The organism is Qipengyuania sp. NPDC077563, from assembly GCF_044901345.1.
Lineage (GTDB): Bacteria > Pseudomonadota > Alphaproteobacteria > Sphingomonadales > Sphingomonadaceae > Qipengyuania > Qipengyuania aestuarii.
This window is the reverse complement of sequence record NZ_JBJDPC010000002.1, coordinates 717871-742840: the sequence shown is the minus strand read 5'-3', so window position 1 is coordinate 742840 and position 24970 is coordinate 717871. Positions and strand designations below refer to the sequence as shown.

At 58.9% G+C, this 24970-nt stretch carries 37 protein-coding genes; all 37 read right to left on the bottom strand.

All coding sequences use genetic code 11. The annotated features are described in order from the left end of the window. Window positions 1-65: 65 nt before the first annotated feature. The 37 genes from rplQ to ACI2I1_RS09475 all read right to left on the bottom strand — a co-directional run bounded on the left by rplQ (window position 66) and on the right by ACI2I1_RS09475 (window position 24886). Entirely contained in the window at window positions 66-488 is a 423-nt protein-coding gene (gene rplQ, locus ACI2I1_RS09655) for a 50S ribosomal protein L17 (protein WP_224811420.1), read from the bottom strand. Window positions 489-571: 83 nt separating this feature from the next. Further along, window positions 572-1627: a DNA-directed RNA polymerase subunit alpha gene (locus tag ACI2I1_RS09650; protein ID WP_221541752.1), complete on the bottom strand. Its 1056-nt coding sequence runs from the start codon at window positions 1625-1627 to the stop codon at window positions 572-574. A 107-nt stretch (window positions 1628-1734) separates the two neighbouring features. After that, entirely contained in the window at window positions 1735-2124 is a 390-nt protein-coding gene (gene rpsK / locus ACI2I1_RS09645; protein ID WP_006831904.1) for a 30S ribosomal protein S11, read from the bottom strand. A gap of 60 nt (window positions 2125-2184) precedes the next feature. After that, window positions 2185-2553 (bottom strand): 30S ribosomal protein S13, encoded by a 369-nt coding sequence (rpsM, locus tag ACI2I1_RS09640; protein ID WP_221541753.1) that lies wholly within the window; start codon window positions 2551-2553, stop codon window positions 2185-2187. 292 nt (window positions 2554-2845) lie between these two features. After that, window positions 2846-4198 carry an NADP-specific glutamate dehydrogenase gene (gdhA, locus tag ACI2I1_RS09635; RefSeq protein ID WP_404678914.1) on the bottom strand — a complete coding sequence of 451 codons (1353 nt, stop codon included), beginning with the start codon at window positions 4196-4198 and terminating at the stop codon, window positions 2846-2848. A gap of 120 nt (window positions 4199-4318) precedes the next feature. Then, the gene (locus ACI2I1_RS09630) at window positions 4319-4963 is read right to left on the bottom strand and encodes an adenylate kinase (protein ID WP_404678913.1); all 645 of its coding nucleotides are present in this window, start codon (window positions 4961-4963) and stop codon (window positions 4319-4321) included. Window positions 4964-4995: 32 nt separating this feature from the next. Further along, window positions 4996-6360: a preprotein translocase subunit SecY gene (secY, locus tag ACI2I1_RS09625; protein ID WP_221541755.1), complete on the bottom strand. Its 1365-nt coding sequence runs from the start codon at window positions 6358-6360 to the stop codon at window positions 4996-4998. 102 nt (window positions 6361-6462) lie between these two features. Next, window positions 6463-6987: a 50S ribosomal protein L15 gene (gene rplO, locus ACI2I1_RS09620; RefSeq protein ID WP_221541756.1), complete on the bottom strand. Its 525-nt coding sequence runs from the start codon at window positions 6985-6987 to the stop codon at window positions 6463-6465. A gap of 108 nt (window positions 6988-7095) precedes the next feature. After that, window positions 7096-7284: a 50S ribosomal protein L30 gene (gene rpmD, locus ACI2I1_RS09615; RefSeq protein ID WP_221541757.1), complete on the bottom strand. Its 189-nt coding sequence runs from the start codon at window positions 7282-7284 to the stop codon at window positions 7096-7098. 5 nt (window positions 7285-7289) lie between these two features. After that, entirely contained in the window at window positions 7290-8069 is a 780-nt protein-coding gene (gene rpsE, locus ACI2I1_RS09610; protein WP_404678912.1) for a 30S ribosomal protein S5, read from the bottom strand. Next, window positions 8069-8413, bottom strand: a complete 345-nt coding sequence (rplR, locus tag ACI2I1_RS09605; RefSeq protein ID WP_221541758.1) for a 50S ribosomal protein L18 — start codon at window positions 8411-8413, stop codon at window positions 8069-8071. Before rplR ends, rpsE begins: the two co-directional genes overlap by 1 nt. 1 nt (window position 8414) lies before the next feature. Beyond that, entirely contained in the window at window positions 8415-8948 is a 534-nt protein-coding gene (gene rplF / locus ACI2I1_RS09600; protein WP_404678911.1) for a 50S ribosomal protein L6, read from the bottom strand. Continuing rightward, entirely contained in the window at window positions 8948-9343 is a 396-nt protein-coding gene (rpsH, locus tag ACI2I1_RS09595; RefSeq protein WP_221541760.1) for a 30S ribosomal protein S8, read from the bottom strand. Before rpsH ends, rplF begins: the two co-directional genes overlap by 1 nt. A gap of 11 nt (window positions 9344-9354) precedes the next feature. After that, window positions 9355-9660 carry a 30S ribosomal protein S14 gene (gene rpsN, locus ACI2I1_RS09590; protein WP_040963574.1) on the bottom strand — a complete coding sequence of 102 codons (306 nt, stop codon included), beginning with the start codon at window positions 9658-9660 and terminating at the stop codon, window positions 9355-9357. A gap of 41 nt (window positions 9661-9701) precedes the next feature. Continuing rightward, entirely contained in the window at window positions 9702-10280 is a 579-nt protein-coding gene (gene rplE / locus ACI2I1_RS09585; RefSeq protein ID WP_221541761.1) for a 50S ribosomal protein L5, read from the bottom strand. Then, entirely contained in the window at window positions 10273-10593 is a 321-nt protein-coding gene (gene rplX, locus ACI2I1_RS09580) for a 50S ribosomal protein L24 (RefSeq protein ID WP_221424868.1), read from the bottom strand. The genes rplE and rplX overlap by 8 nt, the downstream gene beginning before the upstream one ends. Next, window positions 10593-10961: a 50S ribosomal protein L14 gene (rplN, locus tag ACI2I1_RS09575; RefSeq protein WP_006831888.1), complete on the bottom strand. Its 369-nt coding sequence runs from the start codon at window positions 10959-10961 to the stop codon at window positions 10593-10595. Before rplN ends, rplX begins: the two co-directional genes overlap by 1 nt. A gap of 68 nt (window positions 10962-11029) precedes the next feature. Next, the gene (rpsQ, locus tag ACI2I1_RS09570) at window positions 11030-11320 is read right to left on the bottom strand and encodes a 30S ribosomal protein S17 (protein WP_221541762.1); all 291 of its coding nucleotides are present in this window, start codon (window positions 11318-11320) and stop codon (window positions 11030-11032) included. A 10-nt stretch (window positions 11321-11330) separates the two neighbouring features. Further along, window positions 11331-11540, bottom strand: coding sequence for a 50S ribosomal protein L29 (rpmC, locus tag ACI2I1_RS09565; protein ID WP_224811415.1), 210 nt, complete (start codon window positions 11538-11540; stop codon window positions 11331-11333). Then, window positions 11540-11974 (bottom strand): 50S ribosomal protein L16, encoded by a 435-nt coding sequence (gene rplP, locus ACI2I1_RS09560; protein WP_090478793.1) that lies wholly within the window; start codon window positions 11972-11974, stop codon window positions 11540-11542. The genes rpmC and rplP overlap by 1 nt, the downstream gene beginning before the upstream one ends. 21 nt (window positions 11975-11995) lie before the next feature. Then, window positions 11996-12691, bottom strand: a complete 696-nt coding sequence (rpsC, locus tag ACI2I1_RS09555; protein ID WP_221541764.1) for a 30S ribosomal protein S3 — start codon at window positions 12689-12691, stop codon at window positions 11996-11998. Window position 12692: 1 nt separating this feature from the next. Then, a complete protein-coding gene (gene rplV / locus ACI2I1_RS09550; protein ID WP_006831883.1) occupies window positions 12693-13070 on the bottom strand; it encodes a 50S ribosomal protein L22 in 378 nt (125 codons plus the stop codon). Further along, window positions 13070-13345: a 30S ribosomal protein S19 gene (gene rpsS / locus ACI2I1_RS09545; protein WP_160607323.1), complete on the bottom strand. Its 276-nt coding sequence runs from the start codon at window positions 13343-13345 to the stop codon at window positions 13070-13072. The genes rplV and rpsS overlap by 1 nt, the downstream gene beginning before the upstream one ends. 6 nt (window positions 13346-13351) lie before the next feature. Beyond that, window positions 13352-14188 carry a 50S ribosomal protein L2 gene (rplB, locus tag ACI2I1_RS09540; RefSeq protein ID WP_221541765.1) on the bottom strand — a complete coding sequence of 279 codons (837 nt, stop codon included), beginning with the start codon at window positions 14186-14188 and terminating at the stop codon, window positions 13352-13354. After that, on the bottom strand, window positions 14188-14508 hold the full coding sequence (locus ACI2I1_RS09535; protein ID WP_221541766.1) for a 50S ribosomal protein L23: 321 nt from the start codon (window positions 14506-14508) through the stop codon (window positions 14188-14190). The genes rplB and ACI2I1_RS09535 overlap by 1 nt, the downstream gene beginning before the upstream one ends. Then, window positions 14501-15124: a 50S ribosomal protein L4 gene (gene rplD, locus ACI2I1_RS09530; RefSeq protein WP_221541767.1), complete on the bottom strand. Its 624-nt coding sequence runs from the start codon at window positions 15122-15124 to the stop codon at window positions 14501-14503. Before rplD ends, ACI2I1_RS09535 begins: the two co-directional genes overlap by 8 nt. Before the next feature lie 2 nt (window positions 15125-15126). Next, a complete protein-coding gene (gene rplC, locus ACI2I1_RS09525; protein WP_404678910.1) occupies window positions 15127-15984 on the bottom strand; it encodes a 50S ribosomal protein L3 in 858 nt (285 codons plus the stop codon). A gap of 243 nt (window positions 15985-16227) precedes the next feature. Next, window positions 16228-16539: a 30S ribosomal protein S10 gene (gene rpsJ, locus ACI2I1_RS09520; protein ID WP_006831877.1), complete on the bottom strand. Its 312-nt coding sequence runs from the start codon at window positions 16537-16539 to the stop codon at window positions 16228-16230. A gap of 332 nt (window positions 16540-16871) precedes the next feature. Continuing rightward, window positions 16872-18047: an elongation factor Tu gene (gene tuf / locus ACI2I1_RS09515; RefSeq protein ID WP_224811412.1), complete on the bottom strand. Its 1176-nt coding sequence runs from the start codon at window positions 18045-18047 to the stop codon at window positions 16872-16874. A 91-nt stretch (window positions 18048-18138) separates the two neighbouring features. Further along, window positions 18139-20271: an elongation factor G gene (gene fusA / locus ACI2I1_RS09510; RefSeq protein WP_221541770.1), complete on the bottom strand. Its 2133-nt coding sequence runs from the start codon at window positions 20269-20271 to the stop codon at window positions 18139-18141. Between the two features lie 120 nt (window positions 20272-20391). Continuing rightward, window positions 20392-20862, bottom strand: a complete 471-nt coding sequence (gene rpsG / locus ACI2I1_RS09505; RefSeq protein WP_221541771.1) for a 30S ribosomal protein S7 — start codon at window positions 20860-20862, stop codon at window positions 20392-20394. 161 nt (window positions 20863-21023) lie between these two features. Next, complete coding sequence (rpsL, locus tag ACI2I1_RS09500) at window positions 21024-21395, bottom strand: 30S ribosomal protein S12 (protein WP_006831873.1); 372 nt, start codon at window positions 21393-21395, stop codon at window positions 21024-21026. Between the two features lie 428 nt (window positions 21396-21823). Continuing rightward, the gene (locus ACI2I1_RS09495) at window positions 21824-22357 is read right to left on the bottom strand and encodes a hypothetical protein (RefSeq protein WP_404678909.1); all 534 of its coding nucleotides are present in this window, start codon (window positions 22355-22357) and stop codon (window positions 21824-21826) included. Window positions 22358-22471: 114 nt separating this feature from the next. Beyond that, window positions 22472-22741, bottom strand: a complete 270-nt coding sequence (locus ACI2I1_RS09490; RefSeq protein WP_404678908.1) for a cold-shock protein — start codon at window positions 22739-22741, stop codon at window positions 22472-22474. A 261-nt stretch (window positions 22742-23002) separates the two neighbouring features. Next, window positions 23003-23464 (bottom strand): hypothetical protein, encoded by a 462-nt coding sequence (locus ACI2I1_RS09485; RefSeq protein ID WP_404678907.1) that lies wholly within the window; start codon window positions 23462-23464, stop codon window positions 23003-23005. Next, window positions 23454-24047, bottom strand: a complete 594-nt coding sequence (locus ACI2I1_RS09480) for a hypothetical protein (protein WP_404678906.1) — start codon at window positions 24045-24047, stop codon at window positions 23454-23456. The genes ACI2I1_RS09485 and ACI2I1_RS09480 overlap by 11 nt, the downstream gene beginning before the upstream one ends. Further along, on the bottom strand, window positions 24047-24886 hold the full coding sequence (locus tag ACI2I1_RS09475; protein WP_404678905.1) for a TIGR04255 family protein: 840 nt from the start codon (window positions 24884-24886) through the stop codon (window positions 24047-24049). Before ACI2I1_RS09475 ends, ACI2I1_RS09480 begins: the two co-directional genes overlap by 1 nt. Window positions 24887-24970: the final 84 nt, after the last annotated feature.

Sequence of the window (24970 nt, the reverse complement as noted above, 5' to 3'; positions counted from 1 at the left end):
AAGACAAAAGAAAAGGGCCGGAAGAACACTTCCGGCCCCTTGCTGATCTCGTGGAAGACGAACGCTTATGCGTCTGCCATTTCCTCTTCTTCGGCCATCACCGGGCCGCTGTCCTGACCCTTCGCATCGACATCGCGATCAACGAATTCGATGACTGCCATCGCCGCTGCGTCGCTGCCACGGTAGCCTGCCTTAATGACGCGCGTATAACCGCCATCCCGGTCAGAATAACGCTCGGCGAGAACTTCGAACAGCTTCTTGAGCTGCGTTTCGTCCTGCAGCTTGCTCATGGCAAGGCGACGGTTTGAAAGACCGCCACGCTTTGCCAGCGTGATGAGCTTTTCGATGTACGGACGCAGTTCCTTGGCTTTGGCCTGCGTGGTGAGGATCTGTTCGTGCTTGATGAGCGCAGCGCTCATGTTGCGGAACAGTGCCTTGCGGTGGCCGGTCTTACGCTGAAGCTTACGACCAGAAATCTTATGACGCATTGTATTTCCTTCTTCGTTCGAAAAGGGCCCGTTCTAGGTAGCCCAGTGCTGGCGGCGGTTCGGGCCCGCCGCCCCTGCCCTGATTAGCCGAGAAGTTCCTGTTCGAGCTTCTTGGCCATTTCTTCGATGTTTTCAGGCGGCCAGCCCGGGATGTCCATGCCGAGGCGCAGACCCATCGAGCTCAGGACTTCCTTGATCTCGTTGAGCGACTTGCGGCCGAAGTTCGGCGTGCGGAGCATCTCGGCCTCGGTCTTCTGGACCAGGTCGCCGATGTAGATGATGTTGTCGTTCTTGAGGCAATTGGCCGAACGGACCGACAGTTCCAGTTCGTCGACCTTCTTGAGAAGGTAACGGTTAAGCTGGTTGCTATCGCTCTCCTGCGGCTCTGCAGACTGACCGACCATCGCCGAGGTAGGCTGCGGAATACCGTCTTCGAAGTGCACGAACAGCGTCAACTGGTCCTGAAGAATACGAGCAGCATAAGCAACGGCGTCTTCCGGCGTCACAGTGCCATCGGTATCGATGGTGAGGCTGAGCTTGTCGTAGTCCAGTTCCTGGCCAACACGAGCATTCTCGACCTTGTAGCTGACCTGGCGAACAGGCGAATACAGGCTGTCTACCGGGATGAGGCCAATCGGTGCATCCACCGGGCGGTTCATCACGGCGGGGCGATACCCCTTACCGGTGTCAGCAGTCAGTTCCATGTTCAGCGTCGCGCCTTCGTCGAGATGACAGATCACGAGATCCTTGTTCATCACTTCGATGTCGCCCGACACGGCGATGTCGCCGGCCTTTACTTCGCCCGGACCGGTCGCGGAGAGCTGAAGGCGCTTCATGCCTTCACCTTCCATCTTGAGCGCGATCTGCTTCACGTTCAGGACGATGTCGGTAACGTCCTCGCGCACGCCAGCGAGCGAGGAGAATTCGTGAAGCACGTTCTCGATCTTGATCGAGGTAATCGCTGCGCCCTGAAGCGAGGACAGAAGCACGCGGCGCAGAGCGTTGCCGAGCGTCAGGCCAAAGCCGCGCTCGAGAGGCTCAGCCACGAAAGTAGCCTTGCGGCCCTTGTCGCCACTATCCTTGATGTCGAGGGTGTTGGGTTTCTTGAGTTCCTGCCAGTTCTTGTTGTTGACGGACATGGATTTCCCCTGGTGTGGATGCGGGCAGGACCGGAGCTCAAGCGAGCGTCCGGTCCGTGAAAATGTGTCGGTGGCTCAGCGGATCCGAGCCACCAGGCAGGTACGGATCAGACGCGACGACGCTTGGAAGGACGAACCCCGTTGTGCGGGATCGGCGTCACGTCGCGGATCGAGGTGATCGTGAAGCCCACAGCAGCGAGACCGCGCAGCGCACTTTCACGGCCCGAACCCGGACCCTTAACTTCTACTTCAAGGGTACGCACGCCGTGCTCCGCAGCCTTGCGGCCTGCATCGTCGGCAGCAACCTGAGCCGCATAGGGAGTCGACTTGCGGCTTCCCTTGAAGCCCATCATGCCGGCACTCGACCAGCTGATGGCATTGCCTTGCGCATCCGTGATGGTGATCATGGTGTTGTTGAAGCTGGCGTTGATATGCGCAACGCCGCTCGAGATGTTCTTTTTGTCGCGGCGCCTAACGCGGCCGGGTTCGCGTGCCATGGTTCTGTATTCCTCTATTCTATCAAGAAGGGAAAAGCCTGAGGGACAAAGCCCCGAAGCTTACTTCTTCTTGCCAGCGATCGGCTTGGCCTTACCCTTGCGGGTACGGGCGTTGGTGTGAGTGCGCTGACCACGAACGGGCAAGCCGGCACGGTGACGCAGGCCACGATAAGAACGCAAGTCCATGAGGCGCTTGATGTTCATCGCGGTGTCACGGCGAAGGTCACCTTCAACCATGTGCTCTTCGTCGATGGTTTCACGAATACGAAGAACTTCTTCGTCGGTCAGATCCTGCACGCGGCGAGCGTGATCGATGCCAAGCTTGTCGGCGATCTGAACGGCCGTGGTGCGACCGATCCCGTGAATATAGGTGAGCGCGATGATAACGCGCTTGTTGGTGGGGATATTTACCCCGGCAATACGAGCCACTTAATTCTCCATGCTCCACAGGGTCGTTTGGAAGCGCGACCCCATCTCAACGCCTTCTTCATTCTTAGCATCGGACGCCATAAGCGCAGAAAATCCGGATGGCGCGCTAATATGGCTGCCGCCTTCCGGATTGACCGAAACTATCGAATGAACGGCGCGCATAATAGGATTCGGCGATGCCGTCAACCGTCTGCGCGCGCTGACACGACGGTGCGGATATGGGCCGACTGTTCGCGGTTTCAAGAAGTGCCCTGACATCCGGCCTTTACCATTTTCATATAGAGCCGGCCAATCAGACCACGCCGAAGGCGAGCATGGCATCTGCAACCTTTCGAAAGCCCGCGATGTTCGCACCCCGGACGTAGTCAACCGCGCCCTCGTCGTTTCTCCCATCGTCGACGCACTTGCGATGGATGTCCTGCATGAGTTCGGTCAACATCCTATCGAGCTTGCCCCTCTCCCAACTGACACGTCCGGAGTTCTGGCTCATTTCCAAGCCGGAAACGGCCACGCCTCCGGCATTGGCCGCCTTTGCCGGACCGAACAGGATACCAGCCTCGCGGAAAGCGTCCGATGCTTCGGTGGTACTGGGCATATTCGCGCCTTCAACTACCGCTTTCACCTGATTGCCAATGAGGTTTTTCGCAGCCTGTTTGTCCAGCTCGTTCTGAGTCGCGCAAGGAAGTGCGATGTCGCAACCGACGCCCCACGGGGCCTTTCCTTCGTGATAGTCCGCACCGCTGAACTGCTCGCAATATTCTGAGATCCGCCCGCGCCGATCGAGCTTGAGCCCCTTTACCCATTCAAGCTTCTCTTCATCAAGGCCGTCAGGATCATGGACGAAGCCGTCACTGTCCGATAGCGTCAGGACTTTGGCACCCTCAGCGATAAGCTTTTCCGCCGCATGCAGTGCGACATTTCCAGAGCCCGAGATGACGGCATTCTTTCCATCAAGCTCGTCATCCGCCGCCTCCAGCATCTCACGCAGGAAATAGACCACGCCATAGCCAGTCGCCTCCGTTCGCAGGCTCGACCCACCATATTCACTCGCTTTTCCGGTCAAGACGCCTTCCCATCGCCCGGTAAGCTTCTTGTATTGGCCGAACATATATCCGATTTCGCGGGCGCCGACGCCGATATCGCCGGCCGGCACGTCGGTGTCGGGACCGATGTGACGGTAGAGTTCGGACATGAAGGACTGGCAGAACCGCATCACTTCCCGATCCGATTTACCTTTAGGATTGAAGTTCGATCCTCCCTTGGCGCCGCCCATGGGCAAGCCGGTCAACGAGTTCTTGAAGGTCTGTTCGAAAGCGAGAAATTTTAAGACGCTTTCAGTCACGCTGCCCGAAAATCGCAAACCGCCCTTGTAGGGGCCCACCGCATTGTTGTTCTGCACACGCCAACCGCGTTCGACACGCACGTTGCGCTCGTCATCTTCCCGGCATACCCGAAACGACACAATCCGGTCCGGCTCGGCGATCCGGCGAAGTATCTCGGCCTCGTGATATCTCGAATTGTCCGCGACGAACGGAATGATATCGCGGGCGACATCTTCGACGGCCTGGACGAATTCTTCCTGACCAGGATTGCGTTCGCGAACGCCTTCGATGAATTCACGCAGATCGGGTACGGCTTTAGGCAATGCGGCCTCCTTGTCTTTCGACAAGTACGCCCACAGCTTTCAATTGTTCACCGATACCGAAAAGAACTTCGCGCCAGTTTTCGCGAGAAGCGCAGCGGGTAGATTTGACAGCAAGCCCGCTTAGGCGAGGATGGAGTCGATTGCGTGCGTAACTTCGTCAATTGCACCCATACCATCGACGCGCGATACGATGCCGCGCTTTTCGTAGCCCGGGAGGATGGGCGCGGTTTCGCTGCGGTATACCTGCATGCGATGGCGCACGGTTTCTTCCGTATCATCGGGGCGGCGCTTGAATTCGGTCGAGCCGCATTCATCGCACACACCGTCGACTTCGGGCTGCTTGAACACTTCGTGGTAGCCCGCCCCGCAATTGGCGCAGGAGAACCGGCCGGTGATGCGTTCGACCAGAGCATCCTCGTCGACTTCCAGTTCGATCACGTGATCGAGATTCCGGCCATGCTTGGCCAGAATTTCGTCCAGCTGTTCGGCCTGCGCTGCGGTCCGCGGATAGCCATCGAAAATAGCGCCCACTTCCGGACCCATATCGGCAAGCTTGGCGTCGATCATGGCGGAGACGATGTCGTCTGAAACGAGCGACCCCGAATCCATGATATCGGAAACCTTGCGACCGAGTTCGGTATCCGCCTTGCGCGTTTCGCGGAGCATGTCGCCGGTCGACAGCTGCATCATCCCGTGATGCTCCACCAGGCGATGCGCCTGCGTACCCTTGCCCGCACCTGGAGGGCCCAAAAGTATGATGTCCATCGAGAGAGGTCCCCTTCCCCGAGCACCCTGCCTTAACGCAGGCGGCCCTTCAACTTGGCCTTTTTGATGAGGTCGCCGTACTGGTGCGCCAGCAGATGCGACTGAATTTGGCTGATCGTATCAACGGTCACGTTGACCACGATGAGCAGGCTGGTACCGCCAAGGAACAGCGGAACGCCGGTCTGAGCGATCATATACTCCGGCACCACGCAGACGAATGTCAGATAGATGGCGCCGATGACCGTAATTCTCGTCAGCACATAGTCGAGATAATCTTCCGTGCGCTTGCCCGGACGGATGCCTGGAATGAAGCCGCCGTTCTTCTTCAGATTGTCGGCAGTTTCTTCCGGGTTGAAGACGACCGCGGTGTAGAAGAAGCAGAAGAAGATGATGCCGATCGCGTAGAGCGTCATGTAGAGCGGCTGACCGTGCTGGAGATATTGAAGCACTGTCTGAATGGTCCCGCCCACGCCGCTGTCGGTATCCAGCGAATTCCCGGCAAATTGCGTGATCGTCAGCGGCAGCAGAAGCAGCGAGCTGGCGAAGATGGGAGGAATAACGCCGGCGGTGTTGAGCTTGAGCGGCAGGTGCGACCGATCGGCCTGCATCATACCGCGCTGCGTGGCACGCTTGGGGTACTGGACGAGCAGGCGGCGCTGAGCCCGTTCGAAAAAGCTGATCAGAAGGATTAGCCCCACGACCATGACGATGAAGCCGAGGAGGATACCCGTCGAAATGGATCCCTCGCTATAGCCAGAAGTCATATTGGTGATGAAGGTCGGGAACTGGGCGACGATGCCGGCCATAATTATGAGCGACACGCCGTTGCCGATACCGCGGCTGGTGATCTGTTCACCGAGCCACAGCAGGAACATCGTTCCGCCGACAAGGCTGATCACGGCGCCAATACGGAACATGTAACCGGGATCGACGACTGCCGCGATACCGCTGGAGGCACCGAAGCTTTCGAGGCCTGCTGCCAGAAACCAGCCCTGGACCGTGCATAGCAGCACCGTGCCGTAGCGAGTATACTGGTTGAGTTTCTGCCGGCCGGCAGCGCCTTCCTTCTTCAGCGCGGCAAGCGTGGGATGCAGTGCGGAAGCCATCTGCACCACAATAGAAGCGGTGATATAAGGCATGACGCCCAGAGCGATGAGGCTCATGCGTTCTAGGCTGCCACCGGTGAACATGTTGAACATGTCGATGATGCCGCCCTGCGTCTGGTCAGCCAGCTGGCTGAGCGCGCGGGCGTTGATGCCAGGCAGCGGCACGAAGCTCAGGAATCGGAACACAATAAGCGCACCGATGGTGAACCAGATACGGTTCTTCAGCTCGGTGGCTTTGGAGAAATTGGCGAGACTGATATTGCTCGCGAAATTATCGGCGCGTGATGCCATTGGTCGTCTTCGATCCTAGCTTGCCGCCGGCCCGTCCCGGCGTTGACCGGACAGATAGGGAGCGGAGCGACCTTTGTCGAACCCCGCTTCCTACATTTTCGGTTATTTAGACTTCTTGGCCTTGTTGGCTTCGGTCCGCTTGGCCTTCTTTTCGGCTTCGCTTTCGCCCTTGTCGATCACTTCGACCGAACCGCCAGCTTTCTCGACTGCTTCGATGGCCCCCTTCGAGGCACCGGCGACGATGAACTTGGCCTTGGCCTTGAGTTCGCCCTTGCCGAGGAGACGGACGCCATCCTTGCCGCCACGTGCAAGGCCAGCAGCCTTCAATGCAGCGTGGTCAATGTCATTCTTGGCGTCGAGCTTCTTCTCGTCGATGAACTTCTGGACCATGCCCAGGTTCACTTCGGCATAATCCTTGCCGAACGGATTGTTGAAGCCGCGCTTCGGCAGACGCATGTGAAGCGGCATCTGGCCACCTTCGAAGCCCTTGATGGCAACGCCCGAACGGCTCTTCTGGCCCTTCTGGCCACGGCCGCCGGTCTTACCCTTGCCCGAGCCGATACCACGGCCAACACGCATACGCTCCTTGCGGGCGCCAGGATTATCACGGAGATCTGTAAGTTTCATAGTCTGCACTCGCTTTCGCTTTTGTTCGCGCTGTAAAATGGAAGCGGCCCGCTATCGCAGCAGGCCGCTCCCGTCAAATTGTAATCGTATCCGACTTCGGCCGTGGCCTTAGTCTTCGACGATCGCCACCAGATGCGGAACCTTGGCGACGGCACCACGCACTTCGGGAGTGTCCTGGCGTTCGACGACCTTATGCATCTTGTTCAGGCCCAGACCGATGAGGATCTTGCGCTGACTTTCAGGGCGGCGGATCGGCGAACCGATCTGCTTGATCTTGATGGTTTTAGCTTTGGCCATTGGAATTACTCCACGACTGCCGCAGCGTCGGCTTCAGCCTCGGCTTCGGAAGCGCCACCGCGGCCGAGCAGGTCGGCAACCTTCTTGCCACGACGCTGCGCAACCGACTTCGGCGAAGTCTGGTCCTGCAGCGCGTCGAAGGTAGCGCGGATCATGTTGTAGGGGTTCGAGGTGCCGACCGACTTGGTCACCACGTCGGCAACGCCGAGGCTCTCGAAAACGGCACGCATCGGACCACCGGCGATGATGCCGGTACCTGCAGGCGCCGTACGAACGGTGACCTTGCCAGCGCCAAAGCGACCATTACCATCGTGATGGAGGGTACGACCTTCCTTCAACGGCACACGGATCATCTTCTTGCGCGCAGCTGCGGTTGCCTTCTGGATCGCCTCAGGCACTTCGCGGGCCTTGCCCTTGCCGAAGCCGACACGGCCCGAGCCGTCACCCACGACAACCAGTGCAGCGAAACCGAAGCGCTTACCGCCCTTCACCGTCTTGCTGACGCGGTTGATGTGGACGAGTTTCTCGATGATGCCATCGTCTTCTTCTTCGCGGCGGTTGTTACGACGATTGTCGCGACCACCGCGGCCACGGCCACCGTCACGGTTGCCACCGCGACCACCACGGCCACCACGCTCACGCGGCTGACCTTCGGCACCCTGTGCAGGGTCCTGGTTTGCAGCTGCTTCACTCGGAGTATCGGCAATCGCCGGTTCTTCCTTGGTTACAGCGTGCTGTGTTTCAGCCGTCACGGCTTCTTCGGTTTTGTTTTCGTCAGCCATCATCAGAACTCCAGCCCGCCTTCACGAGCGGCGTCGGCCAGCGCTTTCACGCGGCCATGGAACAGGAAGCCACCGCGGTCGAACACGACGGTCGTTACGCCAGCCTTCTTTGCAGCGGCAGCGATATCGGAGCCGACCTGCTTGGCCGCATCGACATTGGCGCCCGAAGCCTTGCCACCCAGCGTCGAGGCCGAGGCAACGGTCTTGCCCGCGGCATCGTCGATGATCTGCGCGTAAATGTGCTTGCCGGTGCGGTGCACTGACAGGCGAGGCTTGCCACCGGCGCGGCTCTTGAGAGCGGTGCGGACGCGGCGACGGCGACGTTCGAAAAGAGAAAGCTTTGCCATCTTACTTCTTCTTCCCTTCCTTGCGGAAGATATACTCGCCGCGGTACTTGATGCCCTTGCCCTTGTAAGGCTCGGGCTTGCGCCACCTGCGGACGTTCGCCGCAAACTGGCCCACGGCCTGCTTGTCGGTGCCGCTGATTTCGACGGTCGTCTGGTCCGGGGTCTTCACCTCGATACCTTCGGGAACGTCGAGATCGACATCGTGCGAATAGCCGAGCTGAAGCTTGAGCTTCTTGCCCTGGGCCTGCGCACGGTAACCGACACCGTTGATTTCGAGAACCTTGGTGAAACCATCGGTCACACCTTCGACCAGGTTCGAAACGAGCGTGCGCTGCATACCCCAGTGGTTGCGAGCGGCGCGCGTGTCGTTGGCCGGTGTGACGGAGATTTCGTCATTCTCGAGCTTGTATTCGACCAGGTCGGACAGGCCCATGGTCAGGGTACCCTTGGGACCCTTAACCGAGAGCGTGTCGCCGTCGATATTGGCAGTGACCCCGCTTGGGATCGCCACCGGACGTTTGCCGATGCGGCTCATCAGAACACCTCCGCCAGCACTTCGCCGCCGACGTTTTCAGTGCGCGCTTCCGCGTCGGAAAGCACACCCTTGGGCGTCGAGACGATGGTGATGCCGAGGCCGTTGCGCACTACGGGGAGTTCTTTCGAACCCGCATAGACGCGGCGGCCAGGCTTGGAGACACGGGCAACATGCTTGATCGCAGGTTCGCCTTCGAAATACTTCAGTTCGATCCGCAGCTGTGCATGCTTGCCCGAAGCATCATCGCTGTAGCCACGGATGTAGCCTTCGCGCTGAAGCACTTCGAGAACGTTTGCACGCAGCTTGCTGGCAGGCGAAAGGACGCTGTCCTTCTTCGCCTGCTGGCCGTTGCGGATACGGGTGAGCATATCACCCAGGGGATCGGTCATAGCCATCTGTCTCTACCTCACCAGCTCGACTTGGTCAGGCCTGGAATGAGGCCCTTGTTGCCGAGGTCGCGCAGTTCGATACGGTTGAGACCGAACTTGCGATAGTAGCCGCGGGGGCGGCCGGTGGTGGCGCAACGATTGCGCACGCGGGTGGGATTCGCATTACGCGGGAGTTCAGCCATCTTGAGACGAGCGATCAGTCGCTCACCTTCATCGAGGCTTTCGTCGTCAGCGATAGCTTTGAGCTTCGCAAACTTGTCCGCATACTGCTTGACGAGCTTCTTGCGACGCTCGTTCTTGTTGATCGAACTCAGTTTCGCCATTGGACTTAAGTTCCTTCCTTATCCTGCGATCCGGAAGCGGCTCACGCCGCCTCCTTCTCTTCCGACTTTTCAGACGGGAACGGGAAACCGAACAGCTTCAGGAGCTCGCGAGCTTCTTCGTCGGTCTTCGCCGTGGTGGTGATGATGATATCCATGCCCCGAACCTTCTCGATTTGATCGTAGGAGATTTCAGGGAAGATGATCTGCTCTTTGAGGCCCATTGCATAGTTGCCGCGGCCGTCGAACGACTTGGCGTTGAGGCCACGGAAGTCGCGGATGCGGGGCATTGCAATGGTGACGAGACGGTCGAGGAATTCGTACATACGGTCACGGCGCAGGTTTACCTTGCAACCGATCGGCATGCCGTCGCGCAGCTTGAACTGTGCGATCGACTTCTTCGCCTTGGTGATGACGGGCTTCTGACCCGCAATCTTGGCCATTTCTTCAGCAGCAGTCTGGACCTTCTTCTTGTCCTGGCTGGCTTCGCCCACACCCATATTGAGCGTGATCTTTTCCAGCTTGGGGACTTCGAGACGGTTCTTGTAACCGAACTTTTCGGTCATCGCCTTGACGATCTCGTCGTCGTAGCGCTGCTTCATACGGGGGGTGTAATCAGCCATCGATGGTCTCCCCACTCTTCACGGCAACGCGCACCTTCTTGCCGTCCTTTTCTTCGAAACGGACGCGGGTGGGCTTGCCATCCTTCGGATCGGCCACAGCAACCTTGCTGATGGGCATCGGCGCTTCGAAGCGGTCGATGCCACCCTGCGGGTTCTGCTGGGTCGGCTTGCGGTGACGCGCGGCGATGTTCACGCCCTCGACGACAATCTTGCCGTCCTTGGGGCTGACTTTCGACACGGTACCGGTCTTGCCCTTGTCCTTACCGGACAGGACTACGACGGTGTCACCCTTCTTGATCTTTGCAGAAGCCATTACAGCACCTCCGGAGCAAGGCTGATGATCTTCATGAAGCCACGGCCACGAAGTTCGCGGACCACGGGGCCGAAGATACGGGTGCCGATGGGTTCTTCGTTCTTGTTGACGAGAACGGCGGCGTTGCTGTCGAAGCGGATCACGCTGCCATCGGGGCGGCGGACGTCCTTCTTCGTACGCACGATGACAGCGCGATGGACATCGCCCTTCTTCACCTTCGTGCGTGGCTGGGCTTCCTTCACGGAAACCACGATCACGTCACCGACGGACGCGGTGCGGCGCTTGGAGCCGCCCAGTACCTTGATGCACTGGACGCGCTTCGCGCCGCTGTTGTCCGCGACGTCGAGATTGGATTGCATCTGGATCATTGATCCGGTTCCTTCTCTTGGCTTGCCGGGACGGCCCTGTCTCCAGGCGCCCGGCAGTTCCTAATACGTCAGTTGCCTGCGGCTTCGACTTCGAGGTCAGCCTCGACAGCCTGGGTTCCGCCTGCCGTCACTCGGTCCTTGACCATCCAGGTCTTGGTTTTCGAGATCGGCTTGGTCTCTTCGATGCGCACGACGTCGCCGAGCACATACTCGTTCTTCTCGTCATGAGCGTGGTACTTCTTCGAGCGACGGATGATCTTCCCGTAGAGGGGATGCTTCACTTTGCGCTCGACAAGCACGGTTACGGTCTTGTCGGTCTTGTCGGAGGTGACGGTGCCGATAAGGATTCGCTTGGGCATTGTCTACTCCTTACGCCTTGGCTGCCGCTGCGCGGGCGCGTTCGCCCTGCAGCGTCTTGATCTTGGCGATCGTGCGACGGACTTCGCGGATGCGCGCCGGAGCTTCGAGCTGGTTGGTCGCAGCCTGGAAGCGCAGGTTGAATGCCTCGCGCTTCAGGCTGGTCATTTCCTCATCCAGCTGGTCGTCGCTCTTCTGGCGCAGATCTTCGATCTTGCTCATTATTCGCCTCCGAGGTGCGAGCTGTCGCCGAGACGGGCAACAACCTTGGTCTTGACCGGCAGCTTCATGGCTGCGCGGCTGAACGCTTCGGCAGCCAGTGGGCCGGCAACACCGTCGAGTTCGAACAGGATGCGGCCCGGCTTCACACGAGCAGCCCAGTATTCGACCGAACCCTTGCCCTTACCCTGACGGACTTCAGCAGGCTTCTTGGAAACCGGCACGTCGGGGAAGACACGGATCCAGAGACGACCCTGGCGCTTGATGTGACGCGTGATCGCGCGGCGAGCCGCCTCGATCTGGCGTGCGGTGATACGCTCGGGCTCAAGAGCCTTCAGCCCGTAAGAGCCAAAGTTGAGCGTGGTGCCGCCCTTGGCGTTGCCATGGATCTTACCCTTGAACGCCTTGCGGTACTTGGTTTTCTTCGGTTGCAGCATGGTTCTTTCCTATACCTGCAATCAGCGAGCCGGACGGACGCCGGACGTCTGCGATTCCATCATGAGACGGTCCTGCGCGGTCGGATCATGGCCGAGGATCTCGCCCTTGAAGACCCACACCTTGATGCCGATGATGCCGTAAGCGGTCAGTGCTTCGGCTTCGGCATAGTCGATGTTGGCACGCAGCGTGTGCAGCGGCACGCGGCCTTCACGATACTGTTCCACGCGGGCGATTTCAGCGCCACCGAGACGGCCGCCACACATGATCTTGATGCCTTCTGCACCAAGGCGCATGGCCGACTGCATCGCGCGCTTCATTGCACGGCGGAAAGCCACACGGCGGATCAGCTGATCGGCGATGCCCTGGGCAACGAGCTTCGCATCGACTTCCGGCTTGCGGATTTCGACGATGTTAAGCTTCACTTCGCTTTCGGTCATCTTCGACAGCTTGGTGCGCAGCTTTTCGATGTCCGCGCCCTTCTTGCCGATGATGACACCGGGACGAGCAGCATAGATCGAGATGCGGCAAAGCTTCGCCGGACGCTCGATCACGACCTTCGAGATAGCGGCTTGGGCAGCGTTCTCGAGGATGTACTTACGGATCTCGATGTCCTCGGCCAGCAGCTTGGCATAGTCACGCCCTTCGGCGTACCAGCGGCTGTCCCAGGTGCGGTTGATCTGCAGGCGCAGACCGATCGGATTGCTCTTATGGCCCATCTTACGCCTCTTCCTGCTCGCGGACGACGATCCGAAGGCGGCTGAACGGCTTCAGGATGCGCGTCGACTTACCGCGACCACGGGTGTGGAAGCGCTTCATCGTGATCGACTTGCCCACCGAAGCCTCAGCAACGACCAGCGAGTCGACATCGAGGTTGTGGTTGTTTTCCGCGTTGGCAATCGCCGAGGCGAGAACCTTCGTGGCATCCTTGGCCATCGACTTCTTCGAGAACGCCAGGATGTTGAGGGCCTCTTCGGCCTTCTTGCCGCGGATGAGCTCGGCAACGAGGTTCAGCTTCTGCGCGGAACCACGGATGGTGGTGCCTACGGCAAGAGCCTCGTTGTCGGCAACGCGACGGGGTGCTTTTTGCTTGCTCATCAGCGCTTACCCTTCTTGTCGGCAGCGTGACCGGGGAATGTGCGCGTGGGCGCGAATTCGCCGAGCTTGTGGCCAACCATCTCTTCCGAGACGGAGACCGGGATGAACTTGTGGCCGTTGTACACGTTGAACGTGAGACCGACGAACTGGGGCAGGATGGTGCTGCGACGCGACCAGGTCTTGATCGGCTTCGCGTTGCTTGCGTCCTGCGCCTCTTCGGCCTTCTTCAGAAGGCTGAGTTCGACGAACGGACCTTTCCAGACGGAACGAGCCATGTCGGATTACCTCTTCTTCTTGGCGTGGCGCGAACGGATAATCATCTTGTCCGTCTGCTTGTTCTTGCGGGTACGGGCACCCTTGGTCGGCTTGCCCCACGGGGTAACCGGATGACGGCCACCGCTGGTGCGGCCTTCACCACCACCGTGCGGGTGGTCGACCGGGTTCTTTGCAACACCGCGAGTAAGCGGCTTGATGCCCATCCAACGACGACGACCGGCCTTGCCAAGGTTCTGGTTCTGATTGTCGGGGTTCGACACAGCGCCAACGGTGCCCATGCAGTCGGCGCGCAGATAACGCTGCTCGCCGCTGTTGAGGCGCACGATGACCATGCCGCGGTCACGACCGACCAGCTGAACATAGGCACCTGCCGAACGTGCGATCTGGCCGCCCTTGCCGGGCTTCATCTCGACGTTGTGGCAGATCGTACCGACCGGCATCTGACCGAGCAACATGGCGTTGCCAGGCTTGGTGTCGGTCTTCTCGCCTGCGATCACCTTATCGCCGACAGCGAGACGCTGCGGAGCGATGATGTAGGCCATTTCGCCGTCCTCGTACTTCACGAGTGCGATGAAGGCTGTGCGGTTGGGATCGTATTCGATCCGCTCCACGGTGCCTTCGACGTCCCACTTGCGACGCTTGAAGTCGATGAAGCGGTACTTTTGCTTGTGACCGCCGCCGATGCCACGCGAAGTGACATGACCTTTGTTGTTGCGACCACCGGTCTTGCGCTTGCCTTCAGTCAGCGACTTGACGGGCTTGCCTTTGTACAGGCCCGACTTGTCGACGAGAATGAGGCCGCGGCGCGCCGGGCTCGTCGGTTTGTAATTCTTCAGTGCCATCAGCCTACACCTTCCGTGATGTCGATCATGGCACCTTCAGCGAGGGTGACGATCGCTTTCTTCACGTCGTTGCGCTTGTAGGGCTTTCCCTTCCAGCGCTTGGTCTTGCCCTTCACGTTGATCGTATTGACCGAAAGGACTTTCGCCTTCTGGTCAGCATAGATCGCTTCGACCGCTTCCTTGATCTGCGGCTTCGTAGCGTCGCCGGCAACCTTGAATACGACCGCATTGTTTTCGGAAGCCATGGTCGACTTCTCGGTGATGTGCGGAGCGAGGATCACGTCGTAGTGACGTGCTGCGATTTCCTGCTTCTTAGCCATTGAAACGGCCCTCCAGCTTTTCGACAGCGTCCTTCGTAAGGACGAGCGTGTCGTGCTTCAGGATGTCGTAGACATTGGCGCCCATCGCCGGGAGGACGTTCACGCCCGGCAGGTTGCCGGCAGCCTTCTTGAAGCCGTCGTTCACGCTTTCGCCGTCGATGATCAGGACCTTGCCCGCCCAGCCATTCTTGTCAAAGTGACCCTTGAGCGCCTTGGTCTTGGCATCCTTCAGCTCAAGGCTGTCGACGACGATGAGGCCGTCTTTCGCCTTGCTCGAGAGAGCCATCTTGAGACCGAGGGCACGGATCTTCTTATTCAGCGACTGCTCGAAGTCACGCTTGCGCGCACCATGAGCCTTACCGCCGCCGATGAAGATCGGGGCACCACGGTCACCGTGACGTGCGCCGCCCGAACCCTTCTGGCGGCCGAACTTCTTGCCCGTGCGAGCAACGTCGGAACGTTCACGCGTGGGACGTGCAGTGGCGCGACGGTTCTCGAGCTGCCAGGTGACAACGCGGTGAAGGATGTCGGCGCGCGGCTCGACGCCGAACACATCATCGTTCAGCTCGATATCGCCCGACGCCTTGCCGTCGATTTTCTGGACCTTGACCTTCACGATCAGGACTCCTTGCTTTCACCGCCGGCAGCGCCGTCGGTGGTGGTTTCGGCATCAGCACCCGCGTCCTGCTGCTGCATCAGCTTTTCCTGCTGCTCAGCAGACACCTCGGTGCCGACTTCGTGCTCGGCTGCGCTCTCAACGAGACCCGCATCGGCATCTTCCGTCTTGAACTCATCGCGGTTGCGGTACATCACGCCCGGGAACGGCAGATCTTCCGGCATAGCGACCTTCACGGCGTCACGAACCATCAACCAGCCATTCTTCGCACCCGGGACCGAACCCTTGACGAAAAGCAGACCGCGATCGGCGTCGGTGCGCACGATTTCGAGGTTCTGCTGCGTACGCTGGCGATCACCCATGTGACCAGCCATCTTCTTGCCCTTGAACACGCGGCCCGGATCCTGACGGTTACCGGTCGAACCGTGCGAACGGTGCGAGATCGAGACACCGTGGGTGGCACGAAGACCGCCGAAGCCCCAACGCTTCATTGCGCCAGCAAAGCCCTTACCCTGCGTGTGACCGGTGATATCGACCTTCTGACCAGCAACGAAGTGCTCAGCGGAAATACGCGCACCGACCGGAAGCAGAGCCTCCTCGCTGTCGACGCGGAATTCGCAAACCTTCATCTTCAGGGCAACTTCAGCCTTCGCGAAAGCTTCGCGCTGCGGCTTGTTAACATTCTTTTGCTTCGCTTCGCCGGAACCGACCTGAACGCCGTAATAGCCGTCACGGCCTTCCGTGCGATGTGCGGTAACCTGACAATCTTCCAGCGAAAGAACGGTCACGGGAACGTGCCGTCCATCCTCCTGGAAGAGGCGGGTCATCCCGACTTTCTTTGCGAGTACGCCTGTGCGCATCGTCAAACTCCTCAACAGAGGCACCAAAGGGCTCATCCCCAGGGTGCGTGCCAACCCGATTGTGCGATGCGTGCCCCCGTCCGGGCTGATTGCTTCCCGAGAGAAGCAGACGGGGGACGCAGTCCCGGATGAAATCCGGCGGCATCCCGATGTCTTGCCTGTTCTTGCGAACCGGCGGGGCTATCGAGCGCCCCTGAACTTCCCTGCCATTTTCAGTCCGGCAGGGGGACCAATCGAGCTGGCTTAGGCAAGCTTGATTTCGACATTCACGCCAGCAGCGAGGTCGAGCTTCATAAGCGCGTCGACAGTCTGGGCGTTGGGCTGCACGATGTCGAGCAGCCGCTTGTAGGTGCGCACCTCGAACTGCTCGCGCGACTTCTTGTCGATGTGCGGCCCGCGGTTCACGGTGAACTTCTCAATGCGCGTCGGCATGGGAATGGGACCACGAATAAGGGCACCCGTACGACGTGCGGTGTCTGCGATTTCACCAGTTGCCTGATCGAGAACGCGATGATCGAACGCCTTGAGGCGAATGCGGATATTCTGTGCTTCCATTACCTACACCGATGCGAAAGAGCCAAGCGAGCCCTTAGGTGACCCGCAAACAAAAAGAAAGGCCAGCCCCGCTGTGAGCCCGGTTTCCCGGTTGCGGGCGACCTTCCGTGAATTCTAGTAACCGGAGACGAATCTCCGCTGTGGAGGCGCATATACGGGGCAGACCCGGTAATGACAACCCCCGATTTCCGCCTGTTGAAACACACCTCCGCCGGACGCGCCGAACCGTGCATTTCCATGGTTTTTTATGCGCTATTAACAATAAGGCCCGCCTCCCAGTGGGAAGCGGGCCTCTGTCATTTCAGCAGAAGCTGACTTCGAGAAACCGAAGCTTACTTCTTGATCGAGCCGACAACGCCCGAGCCGACCGTACGGCCACCTTCGCGGATTGCGAAGCGCAGGCCCTGGTCCATGGCGATCGGTGCGATCAGCTTGACGTCGATCGTCACGTTGTCGCCCGGCATCACCATTTCGGTGCCTTCGGGAAGAACCACTTCGCCGGTCACGTCGGTCGTGCGGAAGTAGAACTGCGGACGATAGTTCGCGAAGAACGGCGTGTGACGGCCGCCTTCGTCCTTCGAGAGGACGTAGACTTCTGCGCTGAACTCGGTGTGCGGGTTGACCGAGCCGGGCTTTGCGAGAACCTGGCCGCGCTCAACATCTTCACGACCGATGCCGCGGATCAAGGCACCGATGTTGTCGCCAGCTTCACCGCGATCGAGCAGCTTGCGGAACATTTCGACGCCGGTAACCGTGGTCTTCTGCGTGTCCTTGATGCCGACGATTTCGACTTCGTCACCCACGTTGACAACGCCGGTTTCAACACGGCCAGTGACAACCGTACCACGACCCGAGATCGAGAACACGTCTTCGATCGGCATCAGGAAGTCCTTGTCGACCGGACGGTCGGGAGTCGGGATATATTCGTCGACTGCGTCCATCAGAGCCTTGATCGAGCTTTCGCCGATTTCAGGATCGCGACCTTCGAGAGCGGCGAGAGCCGAACCCTTGATGATCGGAATGTTGTCGCCGTCGAAATCGTACGAGCTCAGGAGTTCGCGAACTTCGAGTTCGACGAGCTCGAGGATTTCCTCATCGTCGACCTGGTCGACCTTGTTGAGGTAAACAACAAGCTGCGGAACGCCAACCTGACGAGCCAGCAGGATGTGCTCGCGGGTCTGCGGCATCGGGCCGTCAGCTGCGTTCACAACCAGGATGGCGCCGTCCATCTGGGCTGCACCGGTGATCATGTTCTTCACATAGTCGGCGTGCCCCGGGCAGTCGACGTGCGCATAGTGACGGTTCTCGGTTTCATACTCGACGTGCGCGGTCGAGATGGTGATGCCGCGTTCACGTTCTTCAGGAGCCTTGTCGATGTTTGCGAAATCGACAGCCGAACCCTGAACCTTGGTGATTGCTGCGGTCAGCGTGGTCTTGCCGTGGTCGACGTGCCCGATGGTGCCAACGTTTACGTGCGGCTTATTACGCTCGAATTTTTCCTTCGCCATTTTCCAATAACCTCTAATCTGAAAGTGAATTTCTGCGGGTTGGAAACGGCGCCCGCGGAATCAGGCGCCGCCCCTAGACTGGAAGCCTCGCTTACGCAAGCTTCTCCTTGACTTCCTGAGCCACGTTTGCCGGAACTTCGTCGTAGTGGCTGAACTGCATGGTGTACTGAGCGCGGCCCTGGGTGAAGGAACGTAGCTCGTTCACGTAACCGAACATGTTCGCCAGCGGCACGTTGGCTTCAACAGCCTGTGCATTGCCGCGGGTGTCGGTGCCCTGGATTTGGCCACGACGGGAGTTGAGATCGCCGATGACGTCGCCGAGGTAATCCTCGGGGGTCACGACCTCTACCTTCATGATCGGCTCTAGCAGCTTGATGCCCGAACGTTCGGCCACTTCACGCATGGCGCCGCGACCGGCGATTTCGAACGCGATCGCGCTCGAGTCGACGTCATGGTAGGCACCATCGTAAAGCGTGACAGTAAAGTCGATGATCGGGAAGCCGACGAGATGGCCGCTCTCGGCCTGCTCGCGGAAACCCTTTTCGATCGCAGGGATATATTCCTTCGGAATGTTACCGCCCTTGATCTCGTCTTCGAACACGAAGCCCTGGCCACGCTCGCCCGGAGCAACCTTGACCTTCACGCGGCCGAACTGACCCGAACCACCCGACTGCTTCTTGTGGGTGTAATCGACGTCCACCGGCTTGCCGAGGTATTCGCGATAAGCGACCTGCGGCGCGCCGACATTGGCTTCGACCTTGAATTCGCGCTTCATGCGATCGACCAGAATGTCGAGGTGAAGCTCGCCCATGCCCTTGATGATCGTCTGACCCGACTCGTGATCGGTGGTGACGCGGAAGCTAGGATCTTCGGCAGCCAGGCGGTTGAGTGCTACGCCCATCTTTTCCTGGTCGGCCTTGGTCTTCGGTTCGACCGACAGCTCGATCACTGGCTCGGGGAATTCCATCCGCTCGAGAATAATCGGAGCGTTCGAAGCACACAGCGTGTCTCCGGTCGTGGTTTCCTTCAGGCCCGCAATAGCGACGATGTCGCCGGCGAATGCTTCATCGATGTCCTCACGGTTGTTTGAGTGCATCAGCAACATACGGCCGATCTTTTCCTTCTTGTCCTTCACCGAGTTCATGACGCTGCCCTTGGTGAGGTGACCCGAATAGATACGGGTGAAGGTGAGCGAGCCCACGAAGGGATCGTTCATGATCTTGAATGCGAGCGCGGAAAACGGAGCCTCGTCGGAAGAAGGACGGGTGTCTTCCTCGTCGCTGTCGGGCTTGACGCCCTTGATGGCCGGAACGTCGAGCGGGCTCGGCATGTAGTCGACAACTGCGTCGAGCAGCGGCTGAACGCCCTTGTTCTTGAACGCCGAGCCACACAGCACGGGCACGAAGTCACGCGCCATGGTACCCTTGCGGATCAGACGCTTGAGCGTCGCTGCATCGGGCTCGTTACCTTCGAGGTACTGCTCCATGACATCGTCGTCCTGTTCGACGGCGGTCTCGATCAGCTTCTCGCGGTATTCGGCAGCCTTGTCGGCCAGTTCGGCCGGAATTTCGACGAACTCGTATTTTGCGCCGAGATCTTCGTTCTGCCACACGATGCCACGGTTGTTGACGAGATCGACAACACCCTGAAGATCGCTCTCCGCACCGATGGGGAGATAAAGCACCAGCGGGTTCGCACCGAGACGGTCGATGATCGACTGGACGCAGTAATAGAAGTCGGCACCGGTACGGTCCAACTTATTGACGAAGCACATGCGAGGTACGCCGTACTTGTCGGCTTGGCGCCATACGGTTTCGGACTGGGGTTCGACGCCGGCGACGCCGTCGAAGACGGCTACGGCACCGTCGAGCACGCGCAGCGAGCGTTCGACTTCGATGGTGAAGTCGACGTGGCCGGGAGTGTCGATGATGTTGATGCGGTGCTTGGGCTGGCCTTCACGCAGGTCTTCGGGAGCGCCCATCGGATCCTTGGTCGGATCTTCCGCGGTCCAGAAGGTGGTGGTGGCAGCCGAAGTGATGGTGATGCCGCGTTCCTGCTCCTGCTCCATCCAGTCCATGGTGGCGGCGCCGTCGTGGACTTCGCCGATCTTGTAGGACTTGCCGGTGTAGTAGAGGATGCGTTCGGTCGTGGTGGTCTTGCCGGCATCGATGTGGGCCATGATGCCGATATTGCGGTACCGCTCTAGCGGATATTCGCGGGCCATGTGGAATTCCTCGTAAGTCGGGGGTGAGCTAGCTCGACCCCCATGTAGGGATTAATGCGACAGTTTCGAGACCGAGGGAGATCCCCCGGCCCCAAGCCTGCCTCGCCTTACCAGCGCCAGTTACCAGCGGTAGTGGCTGAACGCGCGGTTCGCATCCGCCATGCGGTGCGTGTCTTCGCGCTTCTTGACGGCGTTGCCGCGGTTGTTCGAGGCATCCATCAGCTCACCCGACAGACGTGCTGCCATGGTGGTTTCCGGACGGCCGCGCGCAGCCGAGATCAGCCAGCGGATCGCCAGCGCCTGGGCACGCTCGGGGCGAACCTCGACCGGCACCTGGTAGGTCGCACCGCCGACACGGCGGCTGCGGACTTCGACCTGCGGCTTGATGTTGTCGAGCGCTGCGTGGAACAGCTCGACCGGGTTCGCCTTGGCCTTGGCTTCGACAGTGTCGAGCGCGGTGTAGACGATACCTTCAGCGACGGCCTTCTTGCCGTCATACATCAGGTTGTTCATGAACTTGGACAGGACCTGATCGTTGAACTTCGGATCAGGCAGGATTTCCCGCTTCTCGGGACGACGACGACGTGACATGGCACGAATTCCTTCTTTTGCCCGGCGGTCTAGCTGTTCGTCATTCCCGCGAAAGCGGGAAGCCAGCGAGGACCGGGTAAATTCCTAAAAGCCTTGAGGACTGGATCCCCGATAAAATCGCACATGGCGATTTTTCGAGGATGACCTGTCCCCCGGACAGATCACTTCGGACGCTTGGCGCCGTACTTCGAGCGCGACTGCTTGCGATCCTTCACGCCCTGCGTATCGAGCACGCCGCGAAGGACGTGGTAGCGAACGCCGGGAAGGTCGCGAACACGGCCGCCGCGGATGAGCACAACGCTGTGCTCCTGCAGGTTGTGGCCTTCGCCCGGGATGTAGGAGATGACTTCGCGCTGGTTGGTCAGGCGGACCTTGGCAACCTTACGCAGAGCCGAGTTCGGCTTCTTCGGAGTCGTCGTGTAGACGCGGGTGCAAACGCCGCGCTTCTGCGGGTTCTGCTCCATTGCAGGGACCTTGCTCTTGGCCTTCTGCGGAACGCGGCCCTTGCGGACCAGCTGGTTGATTGTCGGCATATGAGTTCTTTCTCTTCACCGTGTGAAGGTGACGACTAGGGGGTGATCGGTGATGCTATCGGGTTCGTGCCCTCGCTCGTCATTCCCGCGCAAGCGGGAACCCAGCGAACCAAAAACGCCCGCCAAGCGGACCTTTCTCGCACGAGCCTGAAACGCTCCACCCATCGGCCCACACGGCCACCGGGTTACTTTGACGGCTGCCCCGAACGAGTTACCTCGCTGCAATAGAAAAGAGCCTCATCGCATCTGCGACAGGCCCCCGGGACATGACCGGCAATGTTCAGCTCTATCTGCCCGGCGCGGGACGAACCCGGCACCGGATGGGGCGCACATACTGTCCGAACAGGCTCCGGTCAAGTGCCGGAGTCCGGCGGAACCGACCCGAAACGCCGCCGGAATGGTCCGGTACCCTGCCCGAACCTACCCGATCAGTCGGTGGCCCGCGCGCCGGGGTCCGACATCTGGCGCAGATGCTCCGACACCGCAAGGTCGAGATCGGTATAGCGCTTGCCGCCGACATCGTATTCGCCGTCAGGCACGGGCCCGCCCTGCACTGCCGTTTCGTCCAGCATGGCATCGTTGGCTGGCGTCGGTGCGGGCGCTTCGTCGGGCGTGGGCACGGGGCGCACGGTGGTGCCCTGCCCGCCTTCATCCTCGCCCCCATGGCCGCTGCCGTGACCGGGCTTGCCTTTATCGTCACCCCCGTCACCGCCGCCCCCCGGCGTCTTATCTCCGGCATAAGTGCCATAGATGATGGTCTGCGGCGCGTTCGGCGCACGTTCGCCCAGGCTGGGGTCCCCGCCCTCGCCCGCAAGCCGCAAGTCGCGCAGCTTGCGCACGCGCTCGGCATATTCGGCGACCTTGGCGAAATGATCATTGCCATCATCGGCATGCGATCCGCCGCGAGCGCTGGCGCGCATCACCGCGACCTGATGGGCGTGGAGAAGTTCGTTGAGGTCCATGGGTGATCCAATCGCTGGTGAGGAAAAGCATGAGACCGGCGGCGCACTGGAGCGCGCGGCCGGCACGGCAAAAAGCCGGGCGCATCGCTGGAATGCGCCCGGTGATGGAGGGGGTCATCCTGCCTGCTGTCTTGCCTGGTTGCGCTTCTCGTTTTCGGCGAGATCGCCCGCGTCCTGTTCCTGCTGGTGGAGATTGACGGCCGAATGCCGGCCGCCATCCGCCTCGTGCAATTCATAGCTGAAGCGCTGGCCCTGCGCAGGCTCGGCGGCTTCCTGCTGGAGCGCGGATTTTTCGAAGGTCAGCGCATCGCCGCCCTGCTCGGGCGAAATGGTGCCGCTGCCCTTGGCAGCATCATAGCTGCGGATCGTGCCGTACTGGGTCATGAGATGGACCTTTCTTCTTCGCGCAGGCGCCCATCAGCGACCGCTTGTGCGCGGGGGCTAGAAGGCGAAAAAGAAAGAGGTGGAGGCAACTCGCCCCAAAGACCGTCGATCGCGACTGGTAGCTGAGTATAGGTGGGGAGAATTGGGGGATTACAAGGTGTGTTGTGCTCATCGCGCAAACGCGTAAGTACGTTGCTTATGCCCCCAACCATCTCACCGTTTGGTCCGTCTAAATAGCGATGCTCATTGTTAACCGACCTATCAGGGCAACTTCATTTCCGCCACAACATCCAAATCAACGAACGCATTGGTCGCAAGCTCATCTAATAGGCCAAAGTCTTCGTCGGAAAAGTGCCGAATTTCAGCATGCGCGTCGTTCCCATCAACAGGAGCGTGGACCACGCGAATCTTCTTGCCAGCGAGTGCACACACCTCCCGCAGTTTGCCGACATTTGCATAACCGAACGCCCCCTTCGACGGCAATTTGTTCTTTGCTAGAGTCGAGCGATAGCCAATAGCGGCTGCTTTTTTGGCAGCCGCATTAAACGCTCCATAAAACTCAATCCAATTAACGGAGAGGCCACCCTTATCTGCCTCTCTTATTGCGCAAGCAGCAGGCGCCAGGCCAATGAGTTCATCAGTCTCCGGATCCCTGAATTGACGGCTATAAGGTGCGAAACGACTTACATGATCTTCGTCAGGTATCGCCTTTCTAGCCACCATCAAACCAAGCTCCCCCACTGTAGGGCGTCAAAACCTCACGAAGTCGGATCAACGAGGTCATTCCCGCAGCCCGCTCTTCGTTAACTTCACTTTTTGAATGCACGGCCCAGCGAACTTTGTCACATGGCAGGAACTCCACGCTCAGGCGCGCAAATTCAGAGTTCCACAGCGCTAAAACATTTCCATTCGGCATCAGAGCAAGTGCAGGATTACTTCGGATACGATGAACCAAAATAGATCGAACTAGCGACTGAAACGACTCCAAGCGGATGGGCTTACCATCATCCATCCACTCTTCGGCATCGTGGAGCATATCCAGTTGCCGGAACAAACGTTCCCGAACGCCCATATCGAGCTTCATAGCTACTTTGGACATCCAAATTTTCGCATCCGCACTAGCCACAAAGAGCGTTTCCTCGACAGACTGCCTTGTTTCGACAGCTGCCGGAACGATCCCGGGGCCTGCGACCCCATGAAACAAATCGTCATTGCTCCGCACCTTCGGGCCACTTCTATCGAGCCACTCAAGGGACGGTTGATACCGCACTAATTGCGTAAACTCCGATATTGGTTGCATTTCCATTAGTGAAAATTCGCCCTAGCTTTGTCGGTGATCACAGATTCGAAAATCCGATTTTTAAGATTCCTCATCTCCAGGAGTCTTTCCGAAAAATCCACTTTCCCAAAGGATATATTCGGCGAAAAGTAAACGTCAATATCCAGCAAGAAAGCCCCAGTCTTCGGAATTTCCGGCGGAACTGTCTCAGATGCCACCATCGCCCGAAGGCCCAGCTCTTCGAACGGCTTATCTATTCTCCAAGTGTAAAACCCCAACGGATCAAGAACCTCCGGTAAAGTGATATGGGCCGACAAATAGTCCTCGTAATGAAGCACCGGAACTGCCTCATCGATTGGTATGTCAATTCTATTTCTATATCTAAGACCAAGCCTCTTCACGTTTCGCGATTTATATTCTTTGCTAATTGATTTTAAAACAAATGAAAAACGATCAAAGAACTCGCCCCACCCACAATAAGGCGCTAGTCTAGATAAAAATATCCTGTCCTTTTTTACGGTGACTGAATTTACCTCATTATCACTACTAAGGCGTAATGAGGGCGATTTACTAACCACTGAGGGCTTCGGTTCCTCACCAATCAAGTCAATCTTGAACTCAACCTCTGTCTCGTCACGCACATTCGGATACTCTCGCGCCATCATCTTGGCCAATTTTCTTATCTGAGAGTCTGACAAATGAGGGTCGAGGCGAAGTTCAATTACCGCCTCGAAGATGGGAGGTGCAGAATAGCCGCTGTTTTGATGTTCCAACGCGTTCAATCCTAAAATTCGCAATTGAGGATGTGAGAGCAGATAAGCCGAAAGTCGCAAAAAATCACGTAGAGAGTATGCAAGGGTGCCCATTCCATAGGCCGACATACATTGAACTTAAAAATGTCTTTGCTAAAATATTTATACTTTTAATAATAATTTTATTGCTAAAACATC

What these genes read in the sequence shown, in the direction of transcription:
- rpsQ (WP_221541762.1), bottom strand. Translation starts at nt 11,320, where the DNA reads ATGCCCAAGCGAATCCTTATCGGCACCGTCACCTCCGACAAGACCGAC.
- rpmC (WP_224811415.1), bottom strand. Translation starts at nt 11,540, where the DNA reads ATGAGCAAGATCGAAGATCTGCGCCAGAAGAGCGACGACCAGCTGGAT.
- rplP (WP_090478793.1), bottom strand. Translation starts at nt 11,974, where the DNA reads ATGCTGCAACCGAAGAAAACCAAGTACCGCAAGGCGTTCAAGGGTAAG.
- rpsN (WP_040963574.1), bottom strand. Translation starts at nt 9,660, where the DNA reads ATGGCGAAACTGAGTTCGATCAACAAGAACGAGCGTCGCAAGAAGCTC.
- rplQ (WP_224811420.1), bottom strand. Translation starts at nt 488, where the DNA reads ATGCGTCATAAGATTTCTGGTCGTAAGCTTCAGCGTAAGACCGGCCAC.
- tuf (WP_224811412.1), bottom strand. Translation starts at nt 18,047, where the DNA reads ATGGCGAAGGAAAAATTCGAGCGTAATAAGCCGCACGTAAACGTTGGC.
- rplF (WP_404678911.1), bottom strand. Translation starts at nt 8,948, where the DNA reads ATGAGCCGCATCGGCAAACGTCCGGTGGCGATCCCAAGCGGGGTCACT.
- rpsJ (WP_006831877.1), bottom strand. Translation starts at nt 16,539, where the DNA reads ATGGAAGCACAGAATATCCGCATTCGCCTCAAGGCGTTCGATCATCGC.
- rplC (WP_404678910.1), bottom strand. Translation starts at nt 15,984, where the DNA reads ATGCGCACAGGCGTACTCGCAAAGAAAGTCGGGATGACCCGCCTCTTC.
- rpsL (WP_006831873.1), bottom strand. Translation starts at nt 21,395, where the DNA reads ATGCCGACAATCAACCAGCTGGTCCGCAAGGGCCGCGTTCCGCAGAAG.
- ACI2I1_RS09485 (WP_404678907.1), bottom strand. Translation starts at nt 23,464, where the DNA reads ATGGTGGCTAGAAAGGCGATACCTGACGAAGATCATGTAAGTCGTTTC.
- rpsH (WP_221541760.1), bottom strand. Translation starts at nt 9,343, where the DNA reads ATGGCTATGACCGATCCCCTGGGTGATATGCTCACCCGTATCCGCAAC.
- rpsC (WP_221541764.1), bottom strand. Translation starts at nt 12,691, where the DNA reads ATGGGCCATAAGAGCAATCCGATCGGTCTGCGCCTGCAGATCAACCGC.
- ACI2I1_RS09480 (WP_404678906.1), bottom strand. Translation starts at nt 24,047, where the DNA reads ATGGAAATGCAACCAATATCGGAGTTTACGCAATTAGTGCGGTATCAA.
- rplN (WP_006831888.1), bottom strand. Translation starts at nt 10,961, where the DNA reads ATGATCCAGATGCAATCCAATCTCGACGTCGCGGACAACAGCGGCGCG.
- rplR (WP_221541758.1), bottom strand. Translation starts at nt 8,413, where the DNA reads ATGGCAAAGCTTTCTCTTTTCGAACGTCGCCGTCGCCGCGTCCGCACC.
- rpsE (WP_404678912.1), bottom strand. Translation starts at nt 8,069, where the DNA reads ATGATGGCTGACGAAAACAAAACCGAAGAAGCCGTGACGGCTGAAACA.
- rplX (WP_221424868.1), bottom strand. Translation starts at nt 10,593, where the DNA reads ATGGCTTCTGCAAAGATCAAGAAGGGTGACACCGTCGTAGTCCTGTCC.
- ACI2I1_RS09475 (WP_404678905.1), bottom strand. Translation starts at nt 24,886, where the DNA reads ATGGGCACCCTTGCATACTCTCTACGTGATTTTTTGCGACTTTCGGCT.
- ACI2I1_RS09630 (WP_404678913.1), bottom strand. Translation starts at nt 4,963, where the DNA reads ATGGACATCATACTTTTGGGCCCTCCAGGTGCGGGCAAGGGTACGCAG.
- rpmD (WP_221541757.1), bottom strand. Translation starts at nt 7,284, where the DNA reads ATGGCCAAAGCTAAAACCATCAAGATCAAGCAGATCGGTTCGCCGATC.
- rpsS (WP_160607323.1), bottom strand. Translation starts at nt 13,345, where the DNA reads ATGGCTCGTTCCGTCTGGAAAGGTCCGTTCGTCGAACTCAGCCTTCTG.
- ACI2I1_RS09490 (WP_404678908.1), bottom strand. Translation starts at nt 22,741, where the DNA reads ATGACCCAGTACGGCACGATCCGCAGCTATGATGCTGCCAAGGGCAGC.
- rpsG (WP_221541771.1), bottom strand. Translation starts at nt 20,862, where the DNA reads ATGTCACGTCGTCGTCGTCCCGAGAAGCGGGAAATCCTGCCTGATCCG.
- rplE (WP_221541761.1), bottom strand. Translation starts at nt 10,280, where the DNA reads ATGGCTGATTACACCCCCCGTATGAAGCAGCGCTACGACGACGAGATC.
- rplB (WP_221541765.1), bottom strand. Translation starts at nt 14,188, where the DNA reads ATGGCACTGAAGAATTACAAACCGACGAGCCCGGCGCGCCGCGGCCTC.
- fusA (WP_221541770.1), bottom strand. Translation starts at nt 20,271, where the DNA reads ATGGCCCGCGAATATCCGCTAGAGCGGTACCGCAATATCGGCATCATG.
- secY (WP_221541755.1), bottom strand. Translation starts at nt 6,360, where the DNA reads ATGGCATCACGCGCCGATAATTTCGCGAGCAATATCAGTCTCGCCAAT.
- rpsK (WP_006831904.1), bottom strand. Translation starts at nt 2,124, where the DNA reads ATGGCACGCGAACCCGGCCGCGTTAGGCGCCGCGACAAAAAGAACATC.
- ACI2I1_RS09650 (WP_221541752.1), bottom strand. Translation starts at nt 1,627, where the DNA reads ATGTCCGTCAACAACAAGAACTGGCAGGAACTCAAGAAACCCAACACC.
- ACI2I1_RS09535 (WP_221541766.1), bottom strand. Translation starts at nt 14,508, where the DNA reads ATGGCTAAGAAGCAGGAAATCGCAGCACGTCACTACGACGTGATCCTC.
- rplO (WP_221541756.1), bottom strand. Translation starts at nt 6,987, where the DNA reads ATGAAACTTACAGATCTCCGTGATAATCCTGGCGCCCGCAAGGAGCGT.
- rplV (WP_006831883.1), bottom strand. Translation starts at nt 13,070, where the DNA reads ATGAGCAAGCAAAAAGCACCCCGTCGCGTTGCCGACAACGAGGCTCTT.
- ACI2I1_RS09495 (WP_404678909.1), bottom strand. Translation starts at nt 22,357, where the DNA reads ATGGACCTCAACGAACTTCTCCACGCCCATCAGGTCGCGGTGATGCGC.